We start from the raw sequence: 20,227 nt of genomic DNA on the forward strand, positions 1-20,227 counted from the left end.
ACCGACGGCCCCGGCCGGGCCCTGAGGGCCTTGCGGGCCTTGTGGGCCTTGCGGGCCGATCGCGCCGGCGGGGCCTTGCGGGCCTTGTGGGCCGACGGCACCGGCGGGGCCGGCAGGGCCGGGCGCACCATCGGCGCCCGCGGGACCGGCGGGGCCCGCGGGGCCCTCGGGGCCTGCGGGGCCGGCGGGGCCGGCAGGTCCGGGGGGACCGGCAGCACCGGCGGGGCCGGCGGGGCCGATGAGGCCCGACGGGTCGCCGACCCACTGGCCCTGCTCGTTGATGACCTGGCCGAAGCCCTGGATGTCGACGGAGACGGGGGTGATGTTGCCGATGGCGTTGTTGGCGACGAATGCGTAGGGGACCGAGAGTGTCTCGACGCGGGGCGTCATCTCGGGGTCGTCGCCGACGGTGATGCCGACCCAGCGGACGGAGCCGTCGAAGATGGTCGCGTCGAACGGGGTCTCGCTGCCGAGGGCGGCCGAGAAGTAGCCCTCGTCGATGTCGATGTTGTGCGACTCGATCCAGATCGGGTCGGGGGCGTCGGGGGCGTCGTAGAGGGCGAACTGGATGTCGAAGTTGCCGCTGATCGGGGCGCCGCCGGCGTCGAACAGGCGACCCTGGTGGGTGATGGTGCCGGGGACGAGCGCCGAGGCGGTGGAGGAGGCGGTGAAGGCGGCGGCGCCGAGGCCGACCGCGAGCGCGAGACGGACGATGGACGAGCGGATCATGGCGGGCTCCCGTTGGCTCCGACGAGGCCACCGCGGAGCTTGAAGTTGGGTGAAGACGTGGTCCCCTGGTTCTGGGTCGGCTGGCCCATGGTGAACACGAGCCGGAAGTTCGGGCTCTGGACGAGGTGCCCGGCGTTGACGGTCTGCGAGACGGTGCGGCCGACGACCTCGGCGCCCGTGGTGCCGTCGGTGTCGCCGGTGCTGGTGCTGTCGCCGGTGGTCGAGGTGTCGGTCGTGGCGGTGGTCCCGACGGTGAGATCGTCGGTCGTGGACGCGGTGGTGGAGGTGCCCTCGGTGCCGAGCGTCATCCCCCCCTCGGTGGTGGTCGGTGGCTGCGTGGTGGTCGGGACGTCGCCGGAGCTCGTGTCCGTACTCGCAGTCGTGCCGGTGCTGGTGCCCCCGAGGGTGTCGGTGACGGTGACGCTGTCGTCACTGCATCCGAACCCCGCGAGCCCGAGCCACCCCAATAACATCCATCGCCCCGACCGCCAGCGGCGGGTCGGTCCTGACTGCATGCTGCAATACCTCCTTTGTCGTATCGACGATCGTGGTGAAATGCGAGGCCGGGACCGGTCCCCGGCCGGTGACCATGCGCAGGCGAGGACCGCCCGACGTCGTCGCGGCGCGGCCGCTCAGACGGGCGGCGGGACGGTGACGGAGACGTCGGACTCGCTGCCGTCGGCGGTGCGGCCCTTGATGAGCATGCTCTGGCCGGCGAGCCGCGGGTCGCTGTTGGTGACGACGAGCGCGCCGTCGGCCAGCTGTTCGACCTTCACGGCGCTGCTGGGGGTGCGAAGCGAGGTGAATCGCGGGGTGCCGTCCGAAAGGACGGATGATGTGGCATCGGCCGCGTCGGCGACGTCCTCGTCCGCGGCCTCACCGGGCTGTCCGGGGGCGCGTGCTCGCGGGGCCGCCGCCCGCATGCCGGCCTCGAGGCGCGCGAGGCGGCGTTCGGCGTCGGCGATCGCCGGGGCGTGGCTCGGCGCGCCGAGCTGGCTGCGCGTGAGCTCGACGCTGTGCCGCAGCTCGGCGAGCTCCTGCCGGAGCTCGGCCAGCCCGGCGGTGTCGGCCGCGAGCGGGCGGCTGGCCGGGCGCAGGGCCCCGTAGATTCCGACGCCCAGCGCGGCGACCGACAGCACGGTGGGGATCAGGACGAGGCGGACGAGCGCGGGAGAATTGGATGTCATTGGCAGATCTCCGGGTGGGGCGCATCCATCCCCACGACGCGCCATACAATACGAATGTCCGCGGCGTGGCAATCGTAATATTCGCGCCCGGACTGCCGGCCGGTCGCAGCATTCACGTTTGTGGCCCCACGGCGTCGTTCGCCGACGTGCGCAGCGGAGTGCACGGAGCGGAGTGCGAGCATGTGCTCCGATTCGTCGCAGCGACGGACGTGCAGGCCCAGGGCGGCTGCGCAATGGAGGACGCCGACGAGCGCACGCCGCCGGAATTGCGGGTCGGTCGTGAGCGGTCGGCGAATGCGTCGAGCCCCCGGCGATGGCACGGTCGCTTCGGCAGCCACGGCGCCGGACGACGGCATCCGCCGACGGGGGCGACGCGGGCGTGGCCGGTCACGTACGAAGGGACATGCCGGAGAGAATATGTCCTATTAAACATGCCGCAAGGGTCATGTCGCAGGACGGTCGCGGGCGCTGACGAGGCGGATCCGGGCGTCGGGGGCGAGCTCGGCGAGTGGGTCGTCGTCGGTGATCTCGGGGCCGTCGGCGAGGAATGCGCGGACCATGCGGGTGTGGAACAGGCCGCTGGCGAGGCCGAGCAGGCTGGCGAGGTGGCGCTTCTTGAGGAAGGCGCGCTCGACCCGGTCGCCCCACTGCAGCTCGAGCGGGAGCTCGGGGTAGTGGGAGGCGGCGAGCTTGCCGGTGATCGCGAACTTGGCCCCGCGCTCGGCCAGGGCGAGGGCGATCCGGGCGATGTTGTGACAGTCGTCGATGCCGCGGTGGTGGGTGCCGACGAGCTCGAGGTCGAGGGCCTGCAGCATCGCCGGCATGCCGGTGGTCTTGGCCTTCTTCATGCTGTCGAGGAAGACCTTCTTGATGTTGATCCACCGGCGATAGACGCGCGGGAGGGCGGTGACCGGCAGGCCGGCGGCGGCGCACTGGACCGGGAGCATGGTCTGGAGGTCCCAGTCGCCGCAGGTGACGAACGCGAACCGCTCCGGGCCGCCGGCGTCGAGCAGACCATGGCCCGCGAGCCAGGCCTGATGCGCGGCCAGGACGTCGAGGAAGGGCGGGGCGGCGTCGACGTCCTGCTGGCGAATGGTGGTGAGCTCGGTGCAGAAGGCGCTCAGTGTGGGGTGGTGCAGCGGGCGGACGAAGGTGCTGAAGGTGTCCTCGACCGCGCGGTCACGCAGCGAGACGATCACCGAGGGGAACTCGATGATCTCCTGCGGGCTCGGCGGCGTGCCCGGCTGACAGGTCGCCTCGAAGTCGAGGACGACGATGCGGTCGAACGAGGAGGGCATGGCGTGGCGCTTGATGGTGGCACAGGTCGCGCGGGCTGGCGAGGCGGCGCGGGCGCGAGCCTGGTGGTCGGCGTGTACCGGCGGCGAGGCGAGTCTGCTAAAGGTCGAGCATGTGCGTGATCGTCAGCCGGGAGCGGGTCGAGGTGCGGTCGACCCGGATCTTCGCCCGGGCGCTCGAGGAGCGGCAGCTCCTCGTGTACCAGATGTACCTCGACACCCGCGAGCCGGCGGCGATGATCTTGCCGATCCCGATCGCGCCGGGGACGGGGGAGGATGCGCTCGAGTTCCGCGACCTGTCGCGGCTGCCCCACCTGTTCGACGCGATGAAGCGGGGCTTCGAGCCTCTCTCGCGAGCGCCGGGGCCTGCAGCGGTGTTCTCCGCGCCGCGCCTCGCGGTCCACCAGGTCGGGTCGTTCGTGGCGTCGTTCGTGCCGACCCGCGCCGAGTTCGGCCGCCTCGATCCGCAATTCCGCCTGTCCGACGAGGTGTGGTCGCAGCTGCCGCCGTACGATGATTGGGGCTTCGTGGTGTTTCAGCTCGGGGCGGGCAAGCAGACGGTGCACCCGATGGCGTTCGTGTTCCCGTCGCGCTTCCCGGACTGGCTGTATTTCCCGACGGTGCACGTCCACGACGGACAGGTCCACGCCGCGGCGAGCTTCGACCACGAGCTGTACTTCCAGGGGCTCACGCGGGTCCGCTACCGCGAGCGGTGGTTCGGCGCGGGGTTGCCGGGGCTCCGCGCGCCGCGTTACCGCGGCGAGGTGTCGGACCAGCGGGCCGGCGAATTCATGCCGTTCGAGGCCGTTCATGGCGGGGTGGTGGAGAGGGAGAGCCCGCTGCTGCGGCTGGTGCTGCAGGGCGAGCTGCCCAACGAGGACACGTGGCTGCGCGATTCGCCGCTCGAGTGACGGTGGGTTGGGCGCTCACCGGCGTCGCCGGCACCGCGATGAGCGGTATGCTCATACCCGGGTGCGCTCCCCGCTCGCGCGCCGCTCGAGGCCGTCTGCTCTGAGCGCCGACCGTGATGTGGTGATCTTGGCTTTACTTCGAGTCGCTGCTCGAACTCGCGCGCAATATGAAGCGAGAAGACAAGTCGGTTCAATAGTACTGCCGGATGTAGCCGTAGGCGCGGTCGAACAGCTCCGGGTCCTGGTGGAGCTGAAAGCCGAGCAGGGTCTTGCGCAGGGCCTTCTTCACCTCGCGCTCTCCTGCGCTGGTGTGCTGCCAGCCCGGAAAGCGGACCAGGCGCACGATCTCGTCGATGGCCTTGACCACGTTGGCGACGATGACCGGCGTCCTGTCGTTCTTCACCTGCTGGAACAGCTCGGTGAGCGCCGCCTTGCCGCGGTCCTCGTCCTCTTCGGGCGGCGCCTCCTTCTCGGTGGCGACGAGCTCCTCGGCGAGCTTGAGCAACTCCTTGAGGAAGGCGATGCTCTGGATCTGGCCGCGCTCATGGCGCTCCTTGAGGTCTTCCAGCCGCTCGGAGAGCTTCTTGTAGCGCGGGTTCCTCATGTGCTTGCGGAGTCTGGCGACGATCTTCATCTCCAGCTCCTTGCTCTTCCTCTTCGGATCGCCGGACAGCACCGCCTCGACCAACCCCGCGTCGAGGACGAGCGTCTCGAGGTCATCGTGGATGTTCTCGACGTGGACGTTCTCGTGGATGAGCTCGATGGTCTTGGCGCCGAGGGCGTGCCAGAGCAGCCGGCCCGTGCCGCTGGTCGGCTGGACCGAGACGTAGATCTGGGTGAGCCAGCGGTACTCGGCGGCGAACGCGAGCAGCATCGGGTCGGGCGAGATGGCCTCCCAGAGCCGCGCGAGCACCGAGTAGGTGGCGGCGAAGGCGTCGCGTACGTCGTTGTTCGGCAGGCACTCCTGGGCGGCCATGAGGCCCTCGTAGCCCGTCTGCGTGCGGTCGCAGCCGGCGAAGAAGACGAGGCACTTCTGGACCGCCTCGGCGATCTGGTCCTTGAGGCCGGCGATGTTGCTGACCACGCTGCGGAAGCCGTTCTCGTCGAACTCGAGCGCTTTGGCGACGTCGTCGAACACGCCGAGGTAGTCGACGATGATGCCGTGGGTCTTCTTGTCGCCGTACGTGCGGTTCGTGCGGCAGATCGCCTGCACGAGGGTGTGGTTGCGCAGCGGCTTGTCGAGGTACATCGCCTGGAGGATCGGCGCGTCGAAGCCCGTGAGCAGCTTGGCGGTGACGACGAGCAGCTTGAGCGGGTCGCCCGCGTCGCGGAAGCGGTCGAGGAGCTTCTCTTCCTCGTCCCGCGAGCGGTCGTAGCGCTTGAAGCGGGGGTCGCTGCCGGTGGCGGAGATGACAACCTCGGTGGCCTCGGGCGGCAGGAGCTTGTCGAGCTCGGCCTTGTAGAGCAGGCAGCACTCCTGGTCGAAGGTGACGACCATGCCCTTGAAGCCGTTGGGGGCGACGACATCCTGGTAGTGGCGGGCGATGTCGGCACAGATCTTCTGCACGCGCTCGGGCACCTTGACGAGCACGGCCATCCTGGCGGCGGCCTTGGCGAGGTTGTCGCGGTCGAGATCGGAGAGGCTGCCCGTGAGCTCGGCGTAGGCCTGGTCGATGGCCGCCTTGTCGATGTGGAGGTCGACGAGGCGCGGCTCGAAGTGGAGCTTGAGCGTGGCTCCGTCGCGGATCGATTCCTCGAAGCCGTAGCGGCTCATGTAGCCGCGGGGGTCCTCGGCCGCGCCGAAGGTGTAGAAGGTGTTGCGGTCGCGGCGGTTGATCGGCGTGCCGGTGAGCCCGAACAGGAAGGCGTTCGGCAGCGCGGCGCGCATCTTGATGCCGAGGTCGCCCTCCTGGGTGCGGTGGGCCTCGTCGACGAGGACGATGATGTTGCCGCGGTCGTTGAGCACGCCCTCGGCCTCGCCGAACCTGAAGATGGTGGTGATGATGATCTTGCGGGTGTCCTGCTTGAGCAGGCGCATCAGCTCGGCGCGGGTCTCGGCCTTGACGAGGTTGGGCACGTCGGAGGCGTGGAAGGTCGAGCTGATCTGCGCGTCGAGGTCGATGCGGTCGACGACGATGAGCACGGTCGGGTTGTGCAGCGCGGGCTCGAGCCGGAGTTTTTGTGCGGCGAACACCATCAGCAACGACTTGCCCGAGCCCTGGAAGTGCCAGATCAAGCCCTTGCGCGGCTTGCCGGCCAGCACCCGCTGGACGATGAGGTTGACGGCGTCGTACTGCTGGTAGCGGCTGACGACCTTGATCCGGCGCTTCTTGTTGTCGGTGGCGAACAGCGTGAAGTGGGCGAGGATGTCGAGGACGACCGCCGGACGCAGGAGGCCCTCGACGGCCGCCTTGACGCCCACGAGGTCGCCAGGTGCGGCCTCGTCGTCGCCGCGCCACGGGCCCCAGACCTTGATCGGGGCGCGGATTGAGCCGTACATCAGCTCCTTGCCCTCGGTGGCGACGCTGAAGACGTTGGCGACGAACAGCTCGGGGACGTTGACCTCGTAGTCGTCGTGGATCTGAACCGCACCGTCGAACCAGCTCACCGCCTTTCGGACCGGTGTCTTGGCCTCGATGACGACCAGCGGCAGGCCGTTGACGAGCAGCACGAGGTCGGCCCGCTTTTCGGCGCGACCGGCTCGGAAGGTGAACTGGTTGGTGACGACGTAATGGTTGTTCTCCAGGTCGTCGAAGTCGAGCAGCCGGACCGTGGTGTGCTCGTGATTCGGCCCGAACGGCATCGACCGTTCGCCGCGGAGCCAGGCCGTCGACTCCTCGTTGGCTCTGATAAGGCCGTCGGAGCGGACGGCGAGGACTATCGCGCGGAGTTTATAAAGGACCTCGTCGGCCCGGTCGGGGACGGCGGCGATCTCAGGGTTGAGGCGGATAAGCGCGTCGCGGACCCACGCCTCGACGAAGACCTCGTGCGGCTGGCGCGGGACGTTGGCAGCCGAGAGGTAGTGCCAGCCGAGGCCGGCGAGCTTGCCATTGCGCCGCGCGAGGCCAGGGCCGGCGGCGGTGTGGTGGGTGACACCGCCGGCCAAGAGGTCGCGGACGAGGGACTCGACGGTGTTGGCCTCGTTGAAATCACTCATTGAGGTGCCTCCAGTGGAACGGCCAGGGATTGTAACATCGCACGCTTTACGGCCACTGCGCGTTGTGCCCGTTCCATGGCCTGATCCTGAGCCAGCTTCATGTGCGCGAGATCGGCGACGATGCGGTCCTGGATGTGCCTGGGGGGCAGTGGCATGAGAACCCTGGCCAGATTGGAAGCGCTGACATTCGCCTGGCTCACGGCCTTTGTTGCGAACGAGAGGACCTGTTGCCGGCCCAGCGGGGCGTTTAGATACGCGGTCAGGTACTCTGGGCTCAAAATGTCGCGCTTCACCTTGAGTCGTACGAGGTACGACGCGAAGACATGCTCGCCTTCGAGGGTGTAGACGCCCGTTCTTCCGACGAGATCGATGCTGTTCGTTCGATTGAACAACACGTCGCCGCTCTCGAGCCGGTAGGTCGAGAAGACCTCCTCCGGAAGGTCGACGTAGCGGAGGTCGTTCTCCACCACGAAGCCGTCCACGACGTTCATCATGCGCAGAATAGGGTATTGGCCATCTTCTTGGGGGGCAGTAGACAGGCCGTACTGGTCAGAATCCGTCAGACTGCCGATCGTCATTACAGGCCAGTCGGCTGAAACGAGACCGAGTCGAGGATGCGGGATCATTTCTCGCATTCCTTCACCTCGGAAGGCTGCAGCCGCAAAAGCATCCGCCGTGCAGGACGCTGCGGTGGCCAAGTCACGAGCCGACTGGTATGCCAGTTCCGCGGCAGATAGGGCCGCGCAATAGCGAAGTTGCTCTTGTAGCGACGGCAGCGAGAACTGGTACCAGGCGAGGTCGGAGAAATTTACGTACGGGTTGACCGATCCCTTGGACTCTCGCCTGGAGTGCTCGTGGAACGCCTCGGTTTGCATGATGAAGGGCAAGATTTCAGGTCGCAGTACGGCTGGGTCCGCAGAGTCCAAGACAAAAGTCGTGTTCGCGCAGATGCCTTCGAAGTCGGCCACGGCGACCTTTCGCAGGTAGGTGCGGCGGGATCCGTAGAGCACCTGCCCTGGACGAAAGCGCATGTGGAACGCCGGGCCCAGGTAGCCGTCGCCGATGTCGCCCCAGCGGCGGATCCGGAGGTCATCGCTGTCCATGTGCTCGCCTGCGACAAACCTCTCCAGGCCAGAAATGTTTGGGTCCACCTTGTCCTTGATCTGACGCACGACCTCACCGAACTTCACCCGGCGCCAGTCTGGTCTTGGCTCAATCATTGTTCGCCTCCGTCGACGCGGGTCCGGCCAGTTCGTCGAGCATGTCCATGACGGCGTCCATCTCGATCGAGAAGGCGCGGCCCGAGAGCTCCCAGGCGGCCCAGGCTTCGGCGACGGTCTGGGCGCTGGGGGTCGTGGCCGCGTTCGTCGTGGTCCTCTTGACATAGAGCGAGATCGACAGGCTCCATCCCTGCGCGCCGATCTCCGCGAGCGACGCCACCTTGGCGAAGCCGGGCTTGTCGGTGAATGCAGCGTAGGCGCCCTCGATCCGCGCCTGGTGTTCGGGCTTCAGGAAGCTCTGGGCGCGCTCGCGGGCGACCTCGTGGACCGCGTCGATGAGCAGCACCTTCCCGCGTCGCGCGGGCGGCTTGTGCGAGCGGCAGATGACGACGCAGGCTTCCATCGGCGAGTTGTAGAAGAGATTGGGTCCGAGGCCGAGCACGCACTCGACGAGATCGGCCTCGATGAGCTTGCGGCGGAGCTCGGCCTCCTCCTTGCGGAAGAGGACCCCGTGCGGGAAGAGGATCGCGCAGCGGCCCGTCTTCGGGTCCAGACTCTTTAAAATGTGCTGGAAGAAGGCGTAGTCGGCGCGGCCCTGCGGGGGCGTGCCGAGGAAGTTGCGGTCCCACGGGTCGGTGGTCCAGGCCTCGCGGTTCCACTGCTTGATCGAGTAGGGCGGGTTGGCGAGGACCACGTCGAACGTCCTCAGCCGGTCGTCCTCGGTGAAGGCGGGCGCCTTGAGCGTGTCGCCCCGTGCGATCTCCGAGTCCTCCACCCCGTGCAGCACCAGGTTCATGCGGGCGATGGAGGCGGTCATGTGGTTCCGCTCCTGGCCGAACAGCTTCAGCGTGCGGTGCTCGCCGCCCTTGCGCTTCACCTCGGCCAGCGCGGAGATCAGCATGCCGCCGGTGCCGCACGTCGGGTCGTAGATCCGCTCGCCGGGCCTGGGGTCGAGCATCTGCGCCATCAGGTGGACGACAGTGCGATTGGTATAGAACTCCTGCGCCGTGTGTCCGCTGTCGTCGGCGAACTTCTTGATGAGAAACTCGTAGCCGTTGCCGAGCTCGTCCTCGGGCACGTTCGCCAGCGAGAGCGTGTGCTGGGAGAAGTGCTCGAGCAGGTTCTTGAGCGTGGCGTCGGGCAGCCGCTCCTTGTTGGTCCAGGGCGCGTCGCCGAAGATGCCGTCGAGGCGGCCCGGATTGGCGGCCTCGATGCTGCGGAGGGCGGCCTGCAGCTTGCGGCCGACATCCTTGGACGCCTCGCGCACCTCGTTCCAGTGGGCGCCCTTGGGGATGACGAAGCGGTCGTTCGCGGTGGCGAGCGCGTAGGCCGGGTCGCTCGATTCGTCGAGCGCCGCCGCGTAGTCCTCGTCCCACACGTCGGACAGCCGCTTGTAGAAGAGCAGCGGGAACACGAATTGCTTGTAGTCGCCGGCGTCGACCAGGCCGCGCAGGATGACCGCCGCGCCCCAGAGATAGGACTCGAGCGCCTGCTGGGTGAGGGTCGCGCTCATTGCAGCCAGCCCCCCTCGTGCATCACGCGGCGCAGGTTGTCCTCGGCCTCGCGGCACTTCGCCAGCGCCGCCTTGAAGGCGGCGACCGCCTCCGGCAGCGGCGGGATGTCGGCCCCGATCGGCGGCAGGACGTAGCGGGAGATGTTGAGGGTCCAGCCCTCCTTCTCGATCTCGGCGAGGCTGACGGCGCGGGCGCGGTCCTCGACGTCCTCGAAGCGCTGGAACCACTCGAGGATCTGCCGGCCGTGCTCCGGCTCGAGGAAATTCTGCGCGCGCCCCTTGCGGAACAGGGTCGAGGCGTCGACGATGAGCACCTTGCCCTTGCGCCTGGCCGGCTTGGCCTGGTGCAGGACGAGGATGCAGGCGGCGAGCCCTGTCCCATAGAACAGGTTGGGGGCGAGGCCGATGACCGCCTCGATGCGGTCGTCTTGGAGGAGGTGTTGCCGGATCTGCGCCTCCACACCGCCGCGGAACAGGGCGCCCTGGGGCAGCACGACGGCCATGCGCCCGGTGCGGGCAGCCATCGACTTGACCATGTGCTGCACCCACGCCATGTCGCCGTTGCTGTCGGACGGCACGCCCGCGAAGTTGCGACCCCACCGGTCCATCTCCCACTGCTCGCGGCCCCACTGCTCGAGCGAGAACGGCGGGTTGGCGAGCACGACGTCGAAGGTGGCGAGGCCGCCGGTGCCGGGGTCGGTGAACACGGGGCTCCGCAGGGTGTCACCGCGCTCGACGGCGAAGTCCTCGATGCCGTGCAGGAACAGGTTCATGCGGGCGACGGCCGCGGTGGTGAGGTTCTTCTCCTGGCCGTGGAGCTTGCCGAAGAAGGTGCGCGGATCGCCGCCGGCCTCCTGGACGTGGGCGACGGCGGCGAGCAGCATGCCGCCGGTGCCGCAGGCGGGGTCGTAGACAGTCTCGCCCTCGCGCGGGTCGAGGATGTCGACCATCAGGCGGACGACGCTGCGCGGGGTGTAGAACTCGCCGGCCTTTTTGTTGGTGGAGTCGGCGAACTTCTTGATCAGGTACTCGTAGGCGTCGCCGAGCACGTCGGAGGCGACGTTGTTGTTGCCGAGCGGGAGCGCCGAGAAGTGCTCGATGAGGGTCTTGAGCAGCTCGTCGGGCAGACGATCTTTGTTCGTCCACTGCGCATCGCCGAAAACACCGTAGAGGTGCTTCTGGTTGGCGGCCTCGACGCCGCGCATGGCGTTCGCCAGCGCAGCGCCGATGTTCTTCGGCGCCTTTCGCACGTCGCGCCAGTGACAGCCCCCGGGCACCTGAAAGCGGTGCTCGTCGGCGAAGTCCTCGCCGTACTCGGCGAGCATGGCGGCGTGCTCCTCGTCCCAGACGTCGCAGATCCGCTTGAAGAACAGGAGCGGCAGGATGTACGATTTCCAGTCGGTGCGATCGACAGGGCTGCCGCGCAGGATGTTGGCGGCCTCCCAGAGGTGAGACTCCAATGCGCCGAGCTCGAGGAGAGGTTGCGCCGGAGGCGCGGCCGGCGGGGGGTTGGCGCCCGTGGAGTTGCGCGGTGACGCTGACGGAGACGGGAGGTCGCGCGGCGGCTCGCCGAGTAGTGGCACCTGGACGGGGGCGCGTCCGAGGATCCGATCAACGAGCGGCTGCCTGGCCGTGCCGCCGTGGTCGAGGCCGCCCGCGCGACAGACGGCCTTGAGCTCGTCACGGCTGAGCTTTTCGAGGATGACCTCCGGCGAGGCAGTGCGGGAGCGATGGAGGAGGTCGACGAGGTCGTCCTTGCGCACGACGCCTGCGCGGTCGAGCTCGAGGACGTCGCACAGTCCACCCAGGCGCTTGACGGTGAGCGCTTGCAGGATGGCTCGCTTCGAGGGGGGGCTCATCGGGGCCGGGATTATGCCAGAACGGCGCTCCGGTGGGGGCTGGCGAGGACGTGCGCCTGCGGCGCAAGCTGTGGTGCAACAACGGGCGACGCCATCGCGCGTCACTTCGCTACCAGCGCCCCTTGTTTAGCCCCTCGAGGATTGCACGTTCCCGGAAGTTTGGATTCGGGTTCGAGGTACTCAGCAGGATCTTCGGCGCCGGCAGCGTCGAGAGCAAGTCCTCTTCACTCGACCTGCGGCCGGCACCCGTTCGGTGTTGTCGGAGCAGGTGTGGAGTGGGCTCTCCTCGGTCGCCGGAGCGCTCCAGGCGCACCCACCGGGCCCGCGGGTTCGGTCCCATCGACTCCGGCAGGCTTGGCCACGGCCACTATCCCCTCTGCAAGATGCCGGGACTCCCTGTCGACGCCGGTGTCGCGGACCTCGAACACCGGCATCGCGGCTTCGCGGGGGTCGAGCAGGGCGTGCTCGTGGCGAGCCTGGGCCTCGCCGGCGCGCGGGGTGACTCAAGCGCGGGAGAAGCGGCGCCACAGGCCGAAGCCGACGCCGAGGCCGAGCAAGATCAGGATGCCGAGCGGGATCCGGTAGAGGAGCGGCTTGCCGAGGTCGTCGACCTTCACGCCGAGCAGGCCGGCGGCGTCCTCGGGGGTCAGCTCCCACACGTTGTCGCCGTGGTACAGACAATACTTGCCGTCCCAGGTCCACAGGTCGAGCCAGAACACGCCGAAATGACTGTAGAGATAGCCGACCTTGACCTCGTAGCCGGTGGTCTCGGCGGCGAAATTCTTCATCTCGCCGGTGAGGTCGTCATAATGCAGGACGCTCTCGCCGTGGGTGATAAGGAGGAGACCCTTGCCGGCGTGGGCCTCGGTCGAGGTGAGGGCGAGGCCGGCGAGGGCGAGGGCTGGGACGGAGAGAGACAGCAGTGGGCGCATTCGAACCTCCGCCCGGGATGCTGGCAGCGCGCCCCGGGGGCTGTCAAACCACCGATCGCAGGAGAACGAGGTTCGCCGGGCGGCGCGGGACGAATGTGGGCGCTGCGACGGGCGGGGCGGGGCGACCCGGCGGAGATCGGCCGGGGCCTCGCTGCGCGAGAACTGCTGGAGTGAACGGCTCACGGGGCGTACGGGACGTCGAGGGGGACGGCGCCCTGGTCGTGGAAGCTGAAGTGCCACCATTCCTTGTCGTACGGGGTGAACCCGACCGATTGCAGGGCGCGGCGGAGGCGGCGGCGATTGTTCATTGCGGGGCCGCTGGCATGTTTATTAGAGAAGTTGCTCTCGGGGCCGAGGTGGTCCCAGGGGCTGCCCATGTCGAGCGGCTCGCAGCTGCCGGCGCGCGCGAGGGTGAGGTCGACGGTGTCGCCGCGGTTGTGGCCGGAGCGGCGGGCGATGTAGCCGTCGTCGACGAGCCGGCGCCGACCGCTGCGCTCGGCCCACTCGACCATGGCGAGGCTGGCGCTCGCGGGGCGGTAGGCGTCGTAGACGAGGAACGTGAGGCCCTCGGGGGCGAGGGTCGCCTGCGCGCGGGCCAGGGCGGCGGCCGGGCGCTCGCGCAACCACGCTCCCGGGAGGTCGTAGCCGGGCAGGGGGGCGCCGGTGAAGTTGTCGGCGGTGGCGTAGCGGACGGCGAAGCAGGCGCCGGGCAGGGCGGCGCGCAGGTCGACGAACCCGGGCGGCGGGGGGCGGAGCTTCGGGGTGTCCGCGGGGACAGGTGAGGCGGGGAGCGCGGTGGAGGCCGTGCCCGCGGGGGCGGGGAGTGGATCCGACGGGGCAGGGGGCGAAGGGGTCGCGGCAGATTCGGAAGAGATGACCTCGGGGACATGTGACGTGTCTCGAAGGTCAGGTAATGCATGGAGCGCGGCGGCGGCGAGGTCGTCCGGCGGGTCAGGTCGGCGGATGGGCTCGGGCGGCGGCGCGCCGCAGGCGACGGCCAGCAGCGCCGGGAGGCAGCGGCGAGGGAGGCGCAATGGACATGTCCGTTCAGACATGTACCGACATTCTCGCGCTCACAGGCCGCGCAGCAGGCGGGTGGCGCCGACCGGGTCGACGGCGGCGGCGGCGAGGGCTCCGCCCATCATGGCGCCGATGACCCCGACGGTGGCGACCTCGCTGCCGGCGAAGAACAGGCCGGCGATCTTGCTGCGGGGGCGCAGGTAAGGGTTGCTGAACCGCTCGGGGGTGGGGAGGATGCCGTAGATCGAGCCCCGGGTCGGGCGCACGAAGGTCTCGGTCGAGAGCGGGGTCGAGAGCTCGACGTGGTCGACGAGCGGGCGCAGGCCCGGCATCTTGCTGAGAAATTGCGCGAGCAAGCTGTCCTGCAGGCTCCTCTTGAAGGAGTCGTAGTCGTCGCCGCGGCGCTTCCAGCGGCTGCCGAGCCAGCCGGAGAAGCGGTCCCACGGGACGAAGGTGACGACCTCGCCGGTGTGCCGCTGCTCGGGGCCGGGGTCGTAGGCGGGGTCCTTGAGCGAGGGGAAGCTGCAGTACAGCACCGGGGCCTCGGACAGCCGGGCCGGGTCGGAGATGTCCCAAAAGTCAGCCTCGGTGTCCCACGTGTTGTAGTACCACTGATTGAACGGGCCGGCGCCGGCGGAGCGGATGTCGCCCTTGAAGCCGAGGTACAGGCACACGTGCGCCGGGGCCGGCGGCAGCGCGCGGACGCTGGCGGCCCAGCGGGTGTCGGCGACCTCGCGCGGGAGGAGGCGCTGCAACGTCGACGCGACCCCGGCGGCGCTGATCACCCGGCGAGCGCGGATCTCCTCGCCGTCGCGCATGCGCACCCCGACGGCCGCGCCGTCCTCGAGCACGATCTGGGCGACGTCGGCGGAGATCCGGGTGTAGCCGCCGGCGTCGGCGACGGTCTGCAGCAGCTCGCGGGCGATCGCGGCCGAGCCGCCGACGGGGTAGTAGCCGCCCCACATGAAGTGCTTGGTGACGAGCGCCTGGATCGCCAGCGAAGCCTTGCTCGGCGGGGCGCCGTGGTAGGCCCACTGGGCGGCCAGCACGGTCTTGAGACGACTGTCGCCGGTGAGCCGGTCGAGGGCGTGCTGGGTGGTCTCGCCGAAGGCGCGGCGGGCTGTCCGTGTGAACATGTCGGCAAAGACATGTGCAGAGGGCGGGGCGAGCCGGGCCAGGTAGTACGAGCGCATGGCCGCCGAGACCTCGCGGACGCGGGCGAAGTAGGCGTCGACGGCGGCGCGCTCGTCCGGAAAATTGTCGTGCAAGAGGGCGCGGAAGGCCTGCGGGTTGTCGGGGAAGCCGAGCTCGAGGCCGTCGGGGAAGGCGAAGGCGTCGTACACCGGGCCGAGCGAGGCCCACTGCAGGCGGCCCCGGGTGAGGCCGGCGAGCAGCCGCCCGGGCATGCTGCGCTCGGTGACCTCGCCGACGGCGTGGACGCCGACGTCCCAGTGGTACTTGCCGCGCTTGAAGCTGTGAGTGAAGCCGCCGGGGACGTAGTGCTGCTCGAGCACGAGGACGCGCTGGCCGAGCGCGGCGAGCAGCGCGGCGCAGGTCATGCCGCCCATGCCGGAGCCGATGACGACGCTGTCCCACAGGACAGGCGCGGCGAAGCCGGACGGGAGGTTCCTCGACCAGGGGTGACGCACAGGGCGGTCGGACATGCGTGCGCAGCATACAGCGCGCCCGGGCCGCGATGGGAGAGCGGCGAAGACGACGGCCGAGGCCGCTGTGGAGGCAAAAGCGCGAAGCGGCGCGCGGCGGCCAGGGCGACGCCGGCGAGCCCGACAGCCGAGGGGCGAGCGACGCGAGAGATCTCGGGGATCTTCGCCGATCCGGCGGCGCGCGGCCGCAAACCGGGCCACGATCGAGGCCGGAGGACAATGCGATGTCACCGCTCGTCTTCTTGCTCCTGTTGTTCGTGGCCTTCGGGCTGTTCGGGCTGATCAGCGACCGCATCGATCGCAAGACGCAGATCCGGCGCGTGGGGGTCGAGCGGCGCGTGACGCTCGAGCACCTGGTGCCGGCACACCCGCGCGGGAGGCGATGGCCGGGGCGCTGAGCGGGACGGGCGATCCGGCGAGCTCGTCACGAGAGGCTCGCTCATGCGTTCGCGCTGTAAATCGGACCGGGTCCGGAGAGGTTGCGGCAAGGCTTTGTTCGCCTGGGCGTGTGTTGCTGTCCTTGGTGACCTGTCCCAAGGGTCTTGTCACGCGAGCATCGAGTCGGACCATGCAAGGCACATGCGCTGGCGAGCGGAGCGTGAAGCTCTTTGAGACAAGCTCCAAAGAGCATGGTCATGGCTGGCGAGGTACGGCGAGGAGCGGTCGCTCGCGCTGGCGCAGATTTGCCTGTTCATTGCGGGGGCGAGGCCGCGCGCCAGGGTTCCCATGCGTCGAGAGAGCCGGGCGCGGCGCGGCCAGCCAGGACCTCCGCGAGCGCGGGGAGCTGCGCGGCTTCAGGGTGGCCCATGCGCTGCGCCTGCTGGATGACCCCGGAGAAGTCCCAATTGCCGGTGGTGATCCGCCGCTCGCTGACGAGGTGCCGCAGTCGCGCCAGCGCGCTGCTCCGCTGCTCGGGCGCTCCGCAGCAGTAGGTGTACATCCAGCATTCGACGTCCGCCTCCGATGGGCGCTCAGGGGGGAGGAGGGCGAGGACTCGCCCGATCAGGTTGATTCCCTCGTCCACTCGGCCGCGAGTGAGGCAGAGCCGGGCGTAATTGGCGAGGTTGTTGGCGTGGTTGGGGTCGGCGTCGAGGGCGCGGCGGTAGAAGGATTCGGCGGCGTCGAGGTCTCGGCGCTCGTCGCAGAGGAAAAGGGCGAAGCCGCCGAGGTTGTTGGCGTGGTTGGGGGCGGCGTCGAGGGCGCGGCGGTAGAAGGATTCGGCGGCGTTGAGGTCTCGGCGCTCGAGGCGGAGGAAGAGAGCGAAGCTGCCGAGGTTGTTGGCTTGGTTGGGGTCGACGTCGAGGGCGCGGCGGTAGAAGGATTCGGCGGCATCGGGGTCTCGGCGCTCATCACCGAGGAAAGTGGCGAAGTTGCCGAGAATGCCGGCGTGGTTGGGGGCGGCGTCGAGGGCGCGGCGGTAGAAGGACTCGGCTGCGTCGAGGTCTCGGCGCTCGTGCCGGAGGAAGCTGGCGAAATTGCTGAGGATGTTGGCGTGGTTGGGGTGAGCGTCGAGGGCACGGCGGTAGAAGGATTCGGCGGCGTCGGGGTCTCGGCGCTCGTGCCACAGGAACCAGGCGAAGTTGTCGAGGTGATGGGCGTGGTTGGGGTCGGCGTCGAGGGCGCGGCGGTAGAAGGATTCGGCGGCGTCGAAGTCTCGGCGCTCGTCGCAGAGGAAGAGGGCGAAATTGCCGAGGTTGGTGGCGTGGTCGGGGTCGGCGTCGAGGGCGCGGCGGTAGAAGGATTCGGCGGCGTCGAGGTCCTTGCGCTGGGTGTGGAGGAAACTGGCGTAGGCGCCCAGGACATCACTGCTCGTCGGGCTGATCGCCAGCGCTGCCTCGAACAAGGGCCCGGCGTCGTTCGCGGGCATCGCATAGGCCTGCCAGGCAATCCGGCTGGCGACTGCGGCGCGGGTTGGGCTGCTGGCTCGCTCGCGCACGAATGTATAGAGTTCTTCGGCGGCGGCGATCTCGGGCATGGACTTGGTGGCGGCGAATTGTACGAGGAATCGGTCGATCCACTCCGGAGAGTCCGCGAGAAGGGCCGCGTGACGGAGGCGCGTGACCGCGACCGAATAATGTCTGTCCCTGGCGGCGGTGACGGCCGCGTCGCTCAGCGCTTCGGGCGTGGCGCCGAGGTGTTCGCGGACGTGTGCCTCGATCTGGTGATACGCCTCGAAGAGATAACCCTTGCGGCGACGGAAGATGTGGGGCTCCTCGGTGAGCGCGAGCCGGGGGTGGTAGGGGATGTGCAGGCCGGTGGCGATCTCTGCGCCCCAGGCCTCACGAAAGGCGCGTTGGGCGGCGCTCTCGCGCTCTTCGACCAATTCATCCTCGCCGTTGGGGACCGGGCTCAGGATGATCTCGATCGGGCGGTTTGGGTCGACCTGCGCTCTGCGGAGCGCCTTCAGGAAGTGGGCGGTGCCCTCGACGTTCTGTCTGTTGAGGCCCGAGACGACCATGAGCGCGTCGGCGAGGTCGCGCGTGCAGATGCCCGATTCGTCGGAGAAGCCGGTGCGGCTGTCGATGAAGACGTAATCGAACAGCCGCGAGTCCTGGACGACTCGCTTGAACGCGCCGATCAAGGCGAGGCCGTTGCCCGCACGATACAGGCCGGGCAGGTCGAGGCGTTCGAGGCGTTCGGCGTAACTCCGGTCGAGGCGCCCGGCGGGCATGATGTGCAGCGAGGCGGGGTCTCGCTTGAATTCCGGCGGGAGCTCGTAGGGGGCGGTGTAGCGGCGGACGGCCTGGTCGGCGGGCAGGTGGAACAGGTCGCTCGCTTCACCGCGCTCGACGGCGTCCAGGAGGAAATCGACGAATCCGGGCTGGTCGGACGCCACCGGCGAATGGGTCGAGGCCGACTCGTGCGCCAGGTAGGAGAGGCCCGGCGCCTCGAGGTCCATGTCGATGACGAGGACGCGGAAGCCACGGGACGCGAGGATGCCCGCGACGTTGATGACGGCCATGCTCCGGCCGACCCCTCCCTTGAATGAATAGAAGGTGATGAAGGGCGAAGGGCGGTCGAGGATAGACGGCGGAGGCGCGAGAGACATGGTGTTCACGCGGCGAGGCGAGCCTTGCGCGACGGGCCGACGCACGGCGCGAGCTCCGGGTATTTGCGGCAGGCCGCAAGCGCGGCCCGGGTTCCGTGCGGCTGGGTGTGAGGGGGCGAATTTCCGCGGTACTCCTCCACGACCTCGTGGAGGGCGTCGCGCAGGGCGGGCGAGCACGAGGGAAGTACGGCCTCGAGGTCGCGCAGGCAACCGGTGCGGTGCGCAGGGGGGAGGTCTTCGAGCGCCTGACCGATGAGGATGGCGGCGGCGCTGGCGAACGACTCGCGCTCCGGGAGGCGCGGCAGGATGGATAGTCCGGCCTCCCAGCTGTTGGCGAGCATGCCGGCGAGGGCAGCGCCGGCGAAGGCGTCGCCGTCCTGTGCTAGCATCGACAGCCAGAATTCGGCGGGCTGGACGGCCTTCAGATCGACGAGCGTCAAGAGTACGGTCTGCTGGACGGCTCGCTCCAAATGGGGCCAGTTCGGGAGGTGCGAGGGCATCGCGGCGAGGGCGCCGGCGAGTCTGTCGCGGAGTTGCAGGCCGACGGCCAGGTGGAGGACGGCGCGGACATAGGCGCGGCTCCCCTCGCCGCTGCGCGTGAATTCGTGGACGAGGTCGCAGCACGCCGTCTCGAGGTCGCGCCGGGTCAACTTGTCGAGGGTGCCCTCGCAGGCGAGGATGGCGATGTCGGGCCGCTCGTCGGGGGTGAGCCTGGGGACGGGCACCCGCTCGTTCAGGGCGTCCTTGAGCCAGGCGCGGAGCTGGTCGAGAGACATCGAATTGAGGTGGAGGAGGCTCATGAGGTCACGCGATGATGCGATAGGGGAGGACGAGCGCGGCGCCGGTGACGGTGGCGTGGACGACCTCGGGCATGGGACGAACGCCGGGCTTCAGCGGCCTGGTATAGCCGTGGTGCGCGGCGGGGTCGTGATGGGGTCGATAATAGGAGTAACTGCTGGCGTCGGCGATCGTCGGGCGATGCAGGGGCAAATGGGTGCTGTAGATGAAGACGACGAGTTCGCCGCCACGGTGGTATCCGAGGCCGAGCGCGCAGGCGATGCCTTCTGCGCTCTCGGGGAGGCAGGTGAATGGGTCCTGCGCGGTGTCGTCGGGGTGAAACGTCGCCCACATGACGGCGCCCCCGAGCGCGGTGGCACGTATCTGCGCCGACAAACGAGCGGGAGGTCGTCGCGCGTACGAGCGAAGCGCTCGCTCGGCTGCGCCTTCCGGCAGATCTCCCGGGGTCTCCGAGATCGCGGCCGCGAACGCGCCGACACGCCAGGCCCGCCCGAGCACCGCCGGACGCGCTCCGGCCGGCATCGCTGAGCCGCGCAGCTCGTGCGACTTGCAGGTCGTTTTCCACGCTTTCTCGGGTACCGGCGGGGGGTCGGTCTGGAGCGCCGCGGCGAAGTCGTGGAGAAGGGATGTAAAAAGCTCGTGAACGAGCGCGCACTCGGCCCGCAGATTGGCGCCGACCTGTTGCCATTCGGGGTGCGTGCCCCAGGCGACCAGCTGCGCCTCGACCAGGGCGCGCAGCGGCGGAGGCAAGGTTGCGAGGGCGTCGTCGAAGACTGCCATGGCGGGACTTCGCAGCTCGAGGCGGCACACGAGCCTACCCGATCGAACCGCCTGGCGGGGGAGGTCCGGCAAAGCGGGGTGGTGCGACGTGCGCTGGGTGCGCGGCAGAACTC

General features: G+C 69.1%; 15 protein-coding genes and 1 pseudogene. 2 read left to right on the forward strand and 14 right to left on the reverse strand.

Annotation, left to right across the window (positions count from 1 at the left end; translation table 11 throughout):
* From K7C98_RS31390 to K7C98_RS31405, 4 genes and pseudogenes are all read right to left on the reverse strand, one after another.
* Positions 1-729, reverse strand: a pseudogene (locus K7C98_RS31390) (collagen-like protein); the annotation flags it as partial.
* The gene (locus K7C98_RS31395; protein WP_224195499.1) at positions 726-1,202 is read right to left on the reverse strand and encodes a hypothetical protein; all 477 of its coding nucleotides are present in this window, start codon (positions 1,200-1,202) and stop codon (positions 726-728) included. The gene K7C98_RS31395 and the pseudogene K7C98_RS31390, both read right to left, overlap by 4 nt.
* Before the next feature lie 159 nt (positions 1,203-1,361).
* Positions 1,362-1,916, reverse strand: coding sequence for a hypothetical protein (locus K7C98_RS31400; protein WP_224195500.1), 555 nt, complete (start codon positions 1,914-1,916; stop codon positions 1,362-1,364).
* 443 nt (positions 1,917-2,359) lie between these two features.
* Positions 2,360-3,214: a 3'-5' exonuclease gene (locus K7C98_RS31405; protein WP_224195501.1), complete on the reverse strand. Its 855-nt coding sequence runs from the start codon at positions 3,212-3,214 to the stop codon at positions 2,360-2,362.
* Positions 3,215-3,324: 110 nt separating this feature from the next.
* On the opposite strand from K7C98_RS31405, the gene K7C98_RS31410 reads away from it, so the two are divergent.
* On the forward strand, positions 3,325-4,122 hold the full coding sequence (locus tag K7C98_RS31410) for a hypothetical protein (RefSeq protein ID WP_224195502.1): 798 nt from the start codon (positions 3,325-3,327) through the stop codon (positions 4,120-4,122).
* Between the two features lie 190 nt (positions 4,123-4,312).
* On the opposite strand, the gene K7C98_RS31415 is transcribed toward K7C98_RS31410, so the two are convergent.
* The 7 genes from K7C98_RS31415 to K7C98_RS31445 all read right to left on the reverse strand — a co-directional run bounded on the left by K7C98_RS31415 (position 4,313) and on the right by K7C98_RS31445 (position 15,487).
* Positions 4,313-7,279 carry a type I restriction endonuclease subunit R gene (locus K7C98_RS31415; protein ID WP_224195503.1) on the reverse strand — a complete coding sequence of 989 codons (2,967 nt, stop codon included), beginning with the start codon at positions 7,277-7,279 and terminating at the stop codon, positions 4,313-4,315.
* Positions 7,276-8,469: a restriction endonuclease subunit S gene (locus K7C98_RS45130; RefSeq protein ID WP_224195504.1), complete on the reverse strand. Its 1,194-nt coding sequence runs from the start codon at positions 8,467-8,469 to the stop codon at positions 7,276-7,278. The genes K7C98_RS31415 and K7C98_RS45130 overlap by 4 nt, the downstream gene beginning before the upstream one ends.
* A gap of 22 nt (positions 8,470-8,491) precedes the next feature.
* Complete coding sequence (locus tag K7C98_RS31425; RefSeq protein WP_224195505.1) at positions 8,492-10,012, reverse strand: type I restriction-modification system subunit M; 1,521 nt, start codon at positions 10,010-10,012, stop codon at positions 8,492-8,494.
* Positions 10,009-11,871: an N-6 DNA methylase gene (locus K7C98_RS31430; protein WP_224195506.1), complete on the reverse strand. Its 1,863-nt coding sequence runs from the start codon at positions 11,869-11,871 to the stop codon at positions 10,009-10,011. The genes K7C98_RS31425 and K7C98_RS31430 overlap by 4 nt, the downstream gene beginning before the upstream one ends.
* A gap of 503 nt (positions 11,872-12,374) precedes the next feature.
* Positions 12,375-12,803, reverse strand: a complete 429-nt coding sequence (locus K7C98_RS31435) for a hypothetical protein (RefSeq protein ID WP_224195507.1) — start codon at positions 12,801-12,803, stop codon at positions 12,375-12,377.
* Between the two features lie 179 nt (positions 12,804-12,982).
* Entirely contained in the window at positions 12,983-13,858 is an 876-nt protein-coding gene (locus K7C98_RS31440) for a M15 family metallopeptidase (RefSeq protein WP_224195508.1), read from the reverse strand.
* An 18-nt stretch (positions 13,859-13,876) separates the two neighbouring features.
* On the reverse strand, positions 13,877-15,487 hold the full coding sequence (locus tag K7C98_RS31445) for a phytoene desaturase family protein (RefSeq protein ID WP_224195509.1): 1,611 nt from the start codon (positions 15,485-15,487) through the stop codon (positions 13,877-13,879).
* Positions 15,488-15,711: 224 nt separating this feature from the next.
* Between K7C98_RS31445 and K7C98_RS31450 the strand changes: the two genes are divergently transcribed.
* Positions 15,712-15,885, forward strand: a complete 174-nt coding sequence (locus K7C98_RS31450; RefSeq protein ID WP_224195510.1) for a hypothetical protein — start codon at positions 15,712-15,714, stop codon at positions 15,883-15,885.
* A gap of 293 nt (positions 15,886-16,178) precedes the next feature.
* Here the strand turns inward: K7C98_RS31450 and K7C98_RS31455 are convergent, their stop codons facing one another.
* The 3 genes from K7C98_RS31455 to K7C98_RS31465 form a co-directional block, all read right to left on the reverse strand.
* The gene (locus K7C98_RS31455; RefSeq protein WP_431312845.1) at positions 16,179-18,449 is read right to left on the reverse strand and encodes a KGGVGR-motif variant AAA ATPase; all 2,271 of its coding nucleotides are present in this window, start codon (positions 18,447-18,449) and stop codon (positions 16,179-16,181) included.
* A gap of 92 nt (positions 18,450-18,541) precedes the next feature.
* Positions 18,542-19,336: a hypothetical protein gene (locus K7C98_RS31460; RefSeq protein ID WP_224195511.1), complete on the reverse strand. Its 795-nt coding sequence runs from the start codon at positions 19,334-19,336 to the stop codon at positions 18,542-18,544.
* Positions 19,337-19,340: 4 nt separating this feature from the next.
* A complete protein-coding gene (locus tag K7C98_RS31465; protein WP_224195512.1) occupies positions 19,341-20,084 on the reverse strand; it encodes a hypothetical protein in 744 nt (247 codons plus the stop codon).
* Positions 20,085-20,227: the final 143 nt, after the last annotated feature.

Source organism: Nannocystis pusilla (assembly GCF_020073745.1).
Lineage (GTDB): Bacteria > Myxococcota_A > Polyangia > Nannocystales > Nannocystaceae > Nannocystis > Nannocystis radixulma.

What these genes read in the sequence shown, in the direction of transcription:
- K7C98_RS31395 (WP_224195499.1), bottom strand. Translation starts at nt 1,202, where the DNA reads ATGTTATTGGGGTGGCTCGGGCTCGCGGGGTTCGGATGCAGTGACGAC.
- K7C98_RS31435 (WP_224195507.1), bottom strand. Translation starts at nt 12,803, where the DNA reads ATGCGCCCACTGCTGTCTCTCTCCGTCCCAGCCCTCGCCCTCGCCGGC.
- K7C98_RS31405 (WP_224195501.1), bottom strand. Translation starts at nt 3,214, where the DNA reads ATGCCCTCCTCGTTCGACCGCATCGTCGTCCTCGACTTCGAGGCGACC.
- K7C98_RS31400 (WP_224195500.1), bottom strand. Translation starts at nt 1,916, where the DNA reads ATGACATCCAATTCTCCCGCGCTCGTCCGCCTCGTCCTGATCCCCACC.
- K7C98_RS31410 (WP_224195502.1), top strand. Translation starts at nt 3,325, where the DNA reads ATGTGCGTGATCGTCAGCCGGGAGCGGGTCGAGGTGCGGTCGACCCGG.
- K7C98_RS31450 (WP_224195510.1), top strand. Translation starts at nt 15,712, where the DNA reads ATGTCACCGCTCGTCTTCTTGCTCCTGTTGTTCGTGGCCTTCGGGCTG.
- K7C98_RS31460 (WP_224195511.1), bottom strand. Translation starts at nt 19,336, where the DNA reads ATGAGCCTCCTCCACCTCAATTCGATGTCTCTCGACCAGCTCCGCGCC.
- K7C98_RS31445 (WP_224195509.1), bottom strand. Translation starts at nt 15,487, where the DNA reads ATGTCCGACCGCCCTGTGCGTCACCCCTGGTCGAGGAACCTCCCGTCC.
- K7C98_RS31440 (WP_224195508.1), bottom strand. Translation starts at nt 13,858, where the DNA reads ATGTCTGAACGGACATGTCCATTGCGCCTCCCTCGCCGCTGCCTCCCG.
- K7C98_RS31430 (WP_224195506.1), bottom strand. Translation starts at nt 11,871, where the DNA reads ATGAGCCCCCCCTCGAAGCGAGCCATCCTGCAAGCGCTCACCGTCAAG.
- K7C98_RS31415 (WP_224195503.1), bottom strand. Translation starts at nt 7,279, where the DNA reads ATGAGTGATTTCAACGAGGCCAACACCGTCGAGTCCCTCGTCCGCGAC.
- K7C98_RS31455 (WP_431312845.1), bottom strand. Translation starts at nt 18,449, where the DNA reads ATGGCCGTCATCAACGTCGCGGGCATCCTCGCGTCCCGTGGCTTCCGC.
- K7C98_RS31425 (WP_224195505.1), bottom strand. Translation starts at nt 10,012, where the DNA reads ATGAGCGCGACCCTCACCCAGCAGGCGCTCGAGTCCTATCTCTGGGGC.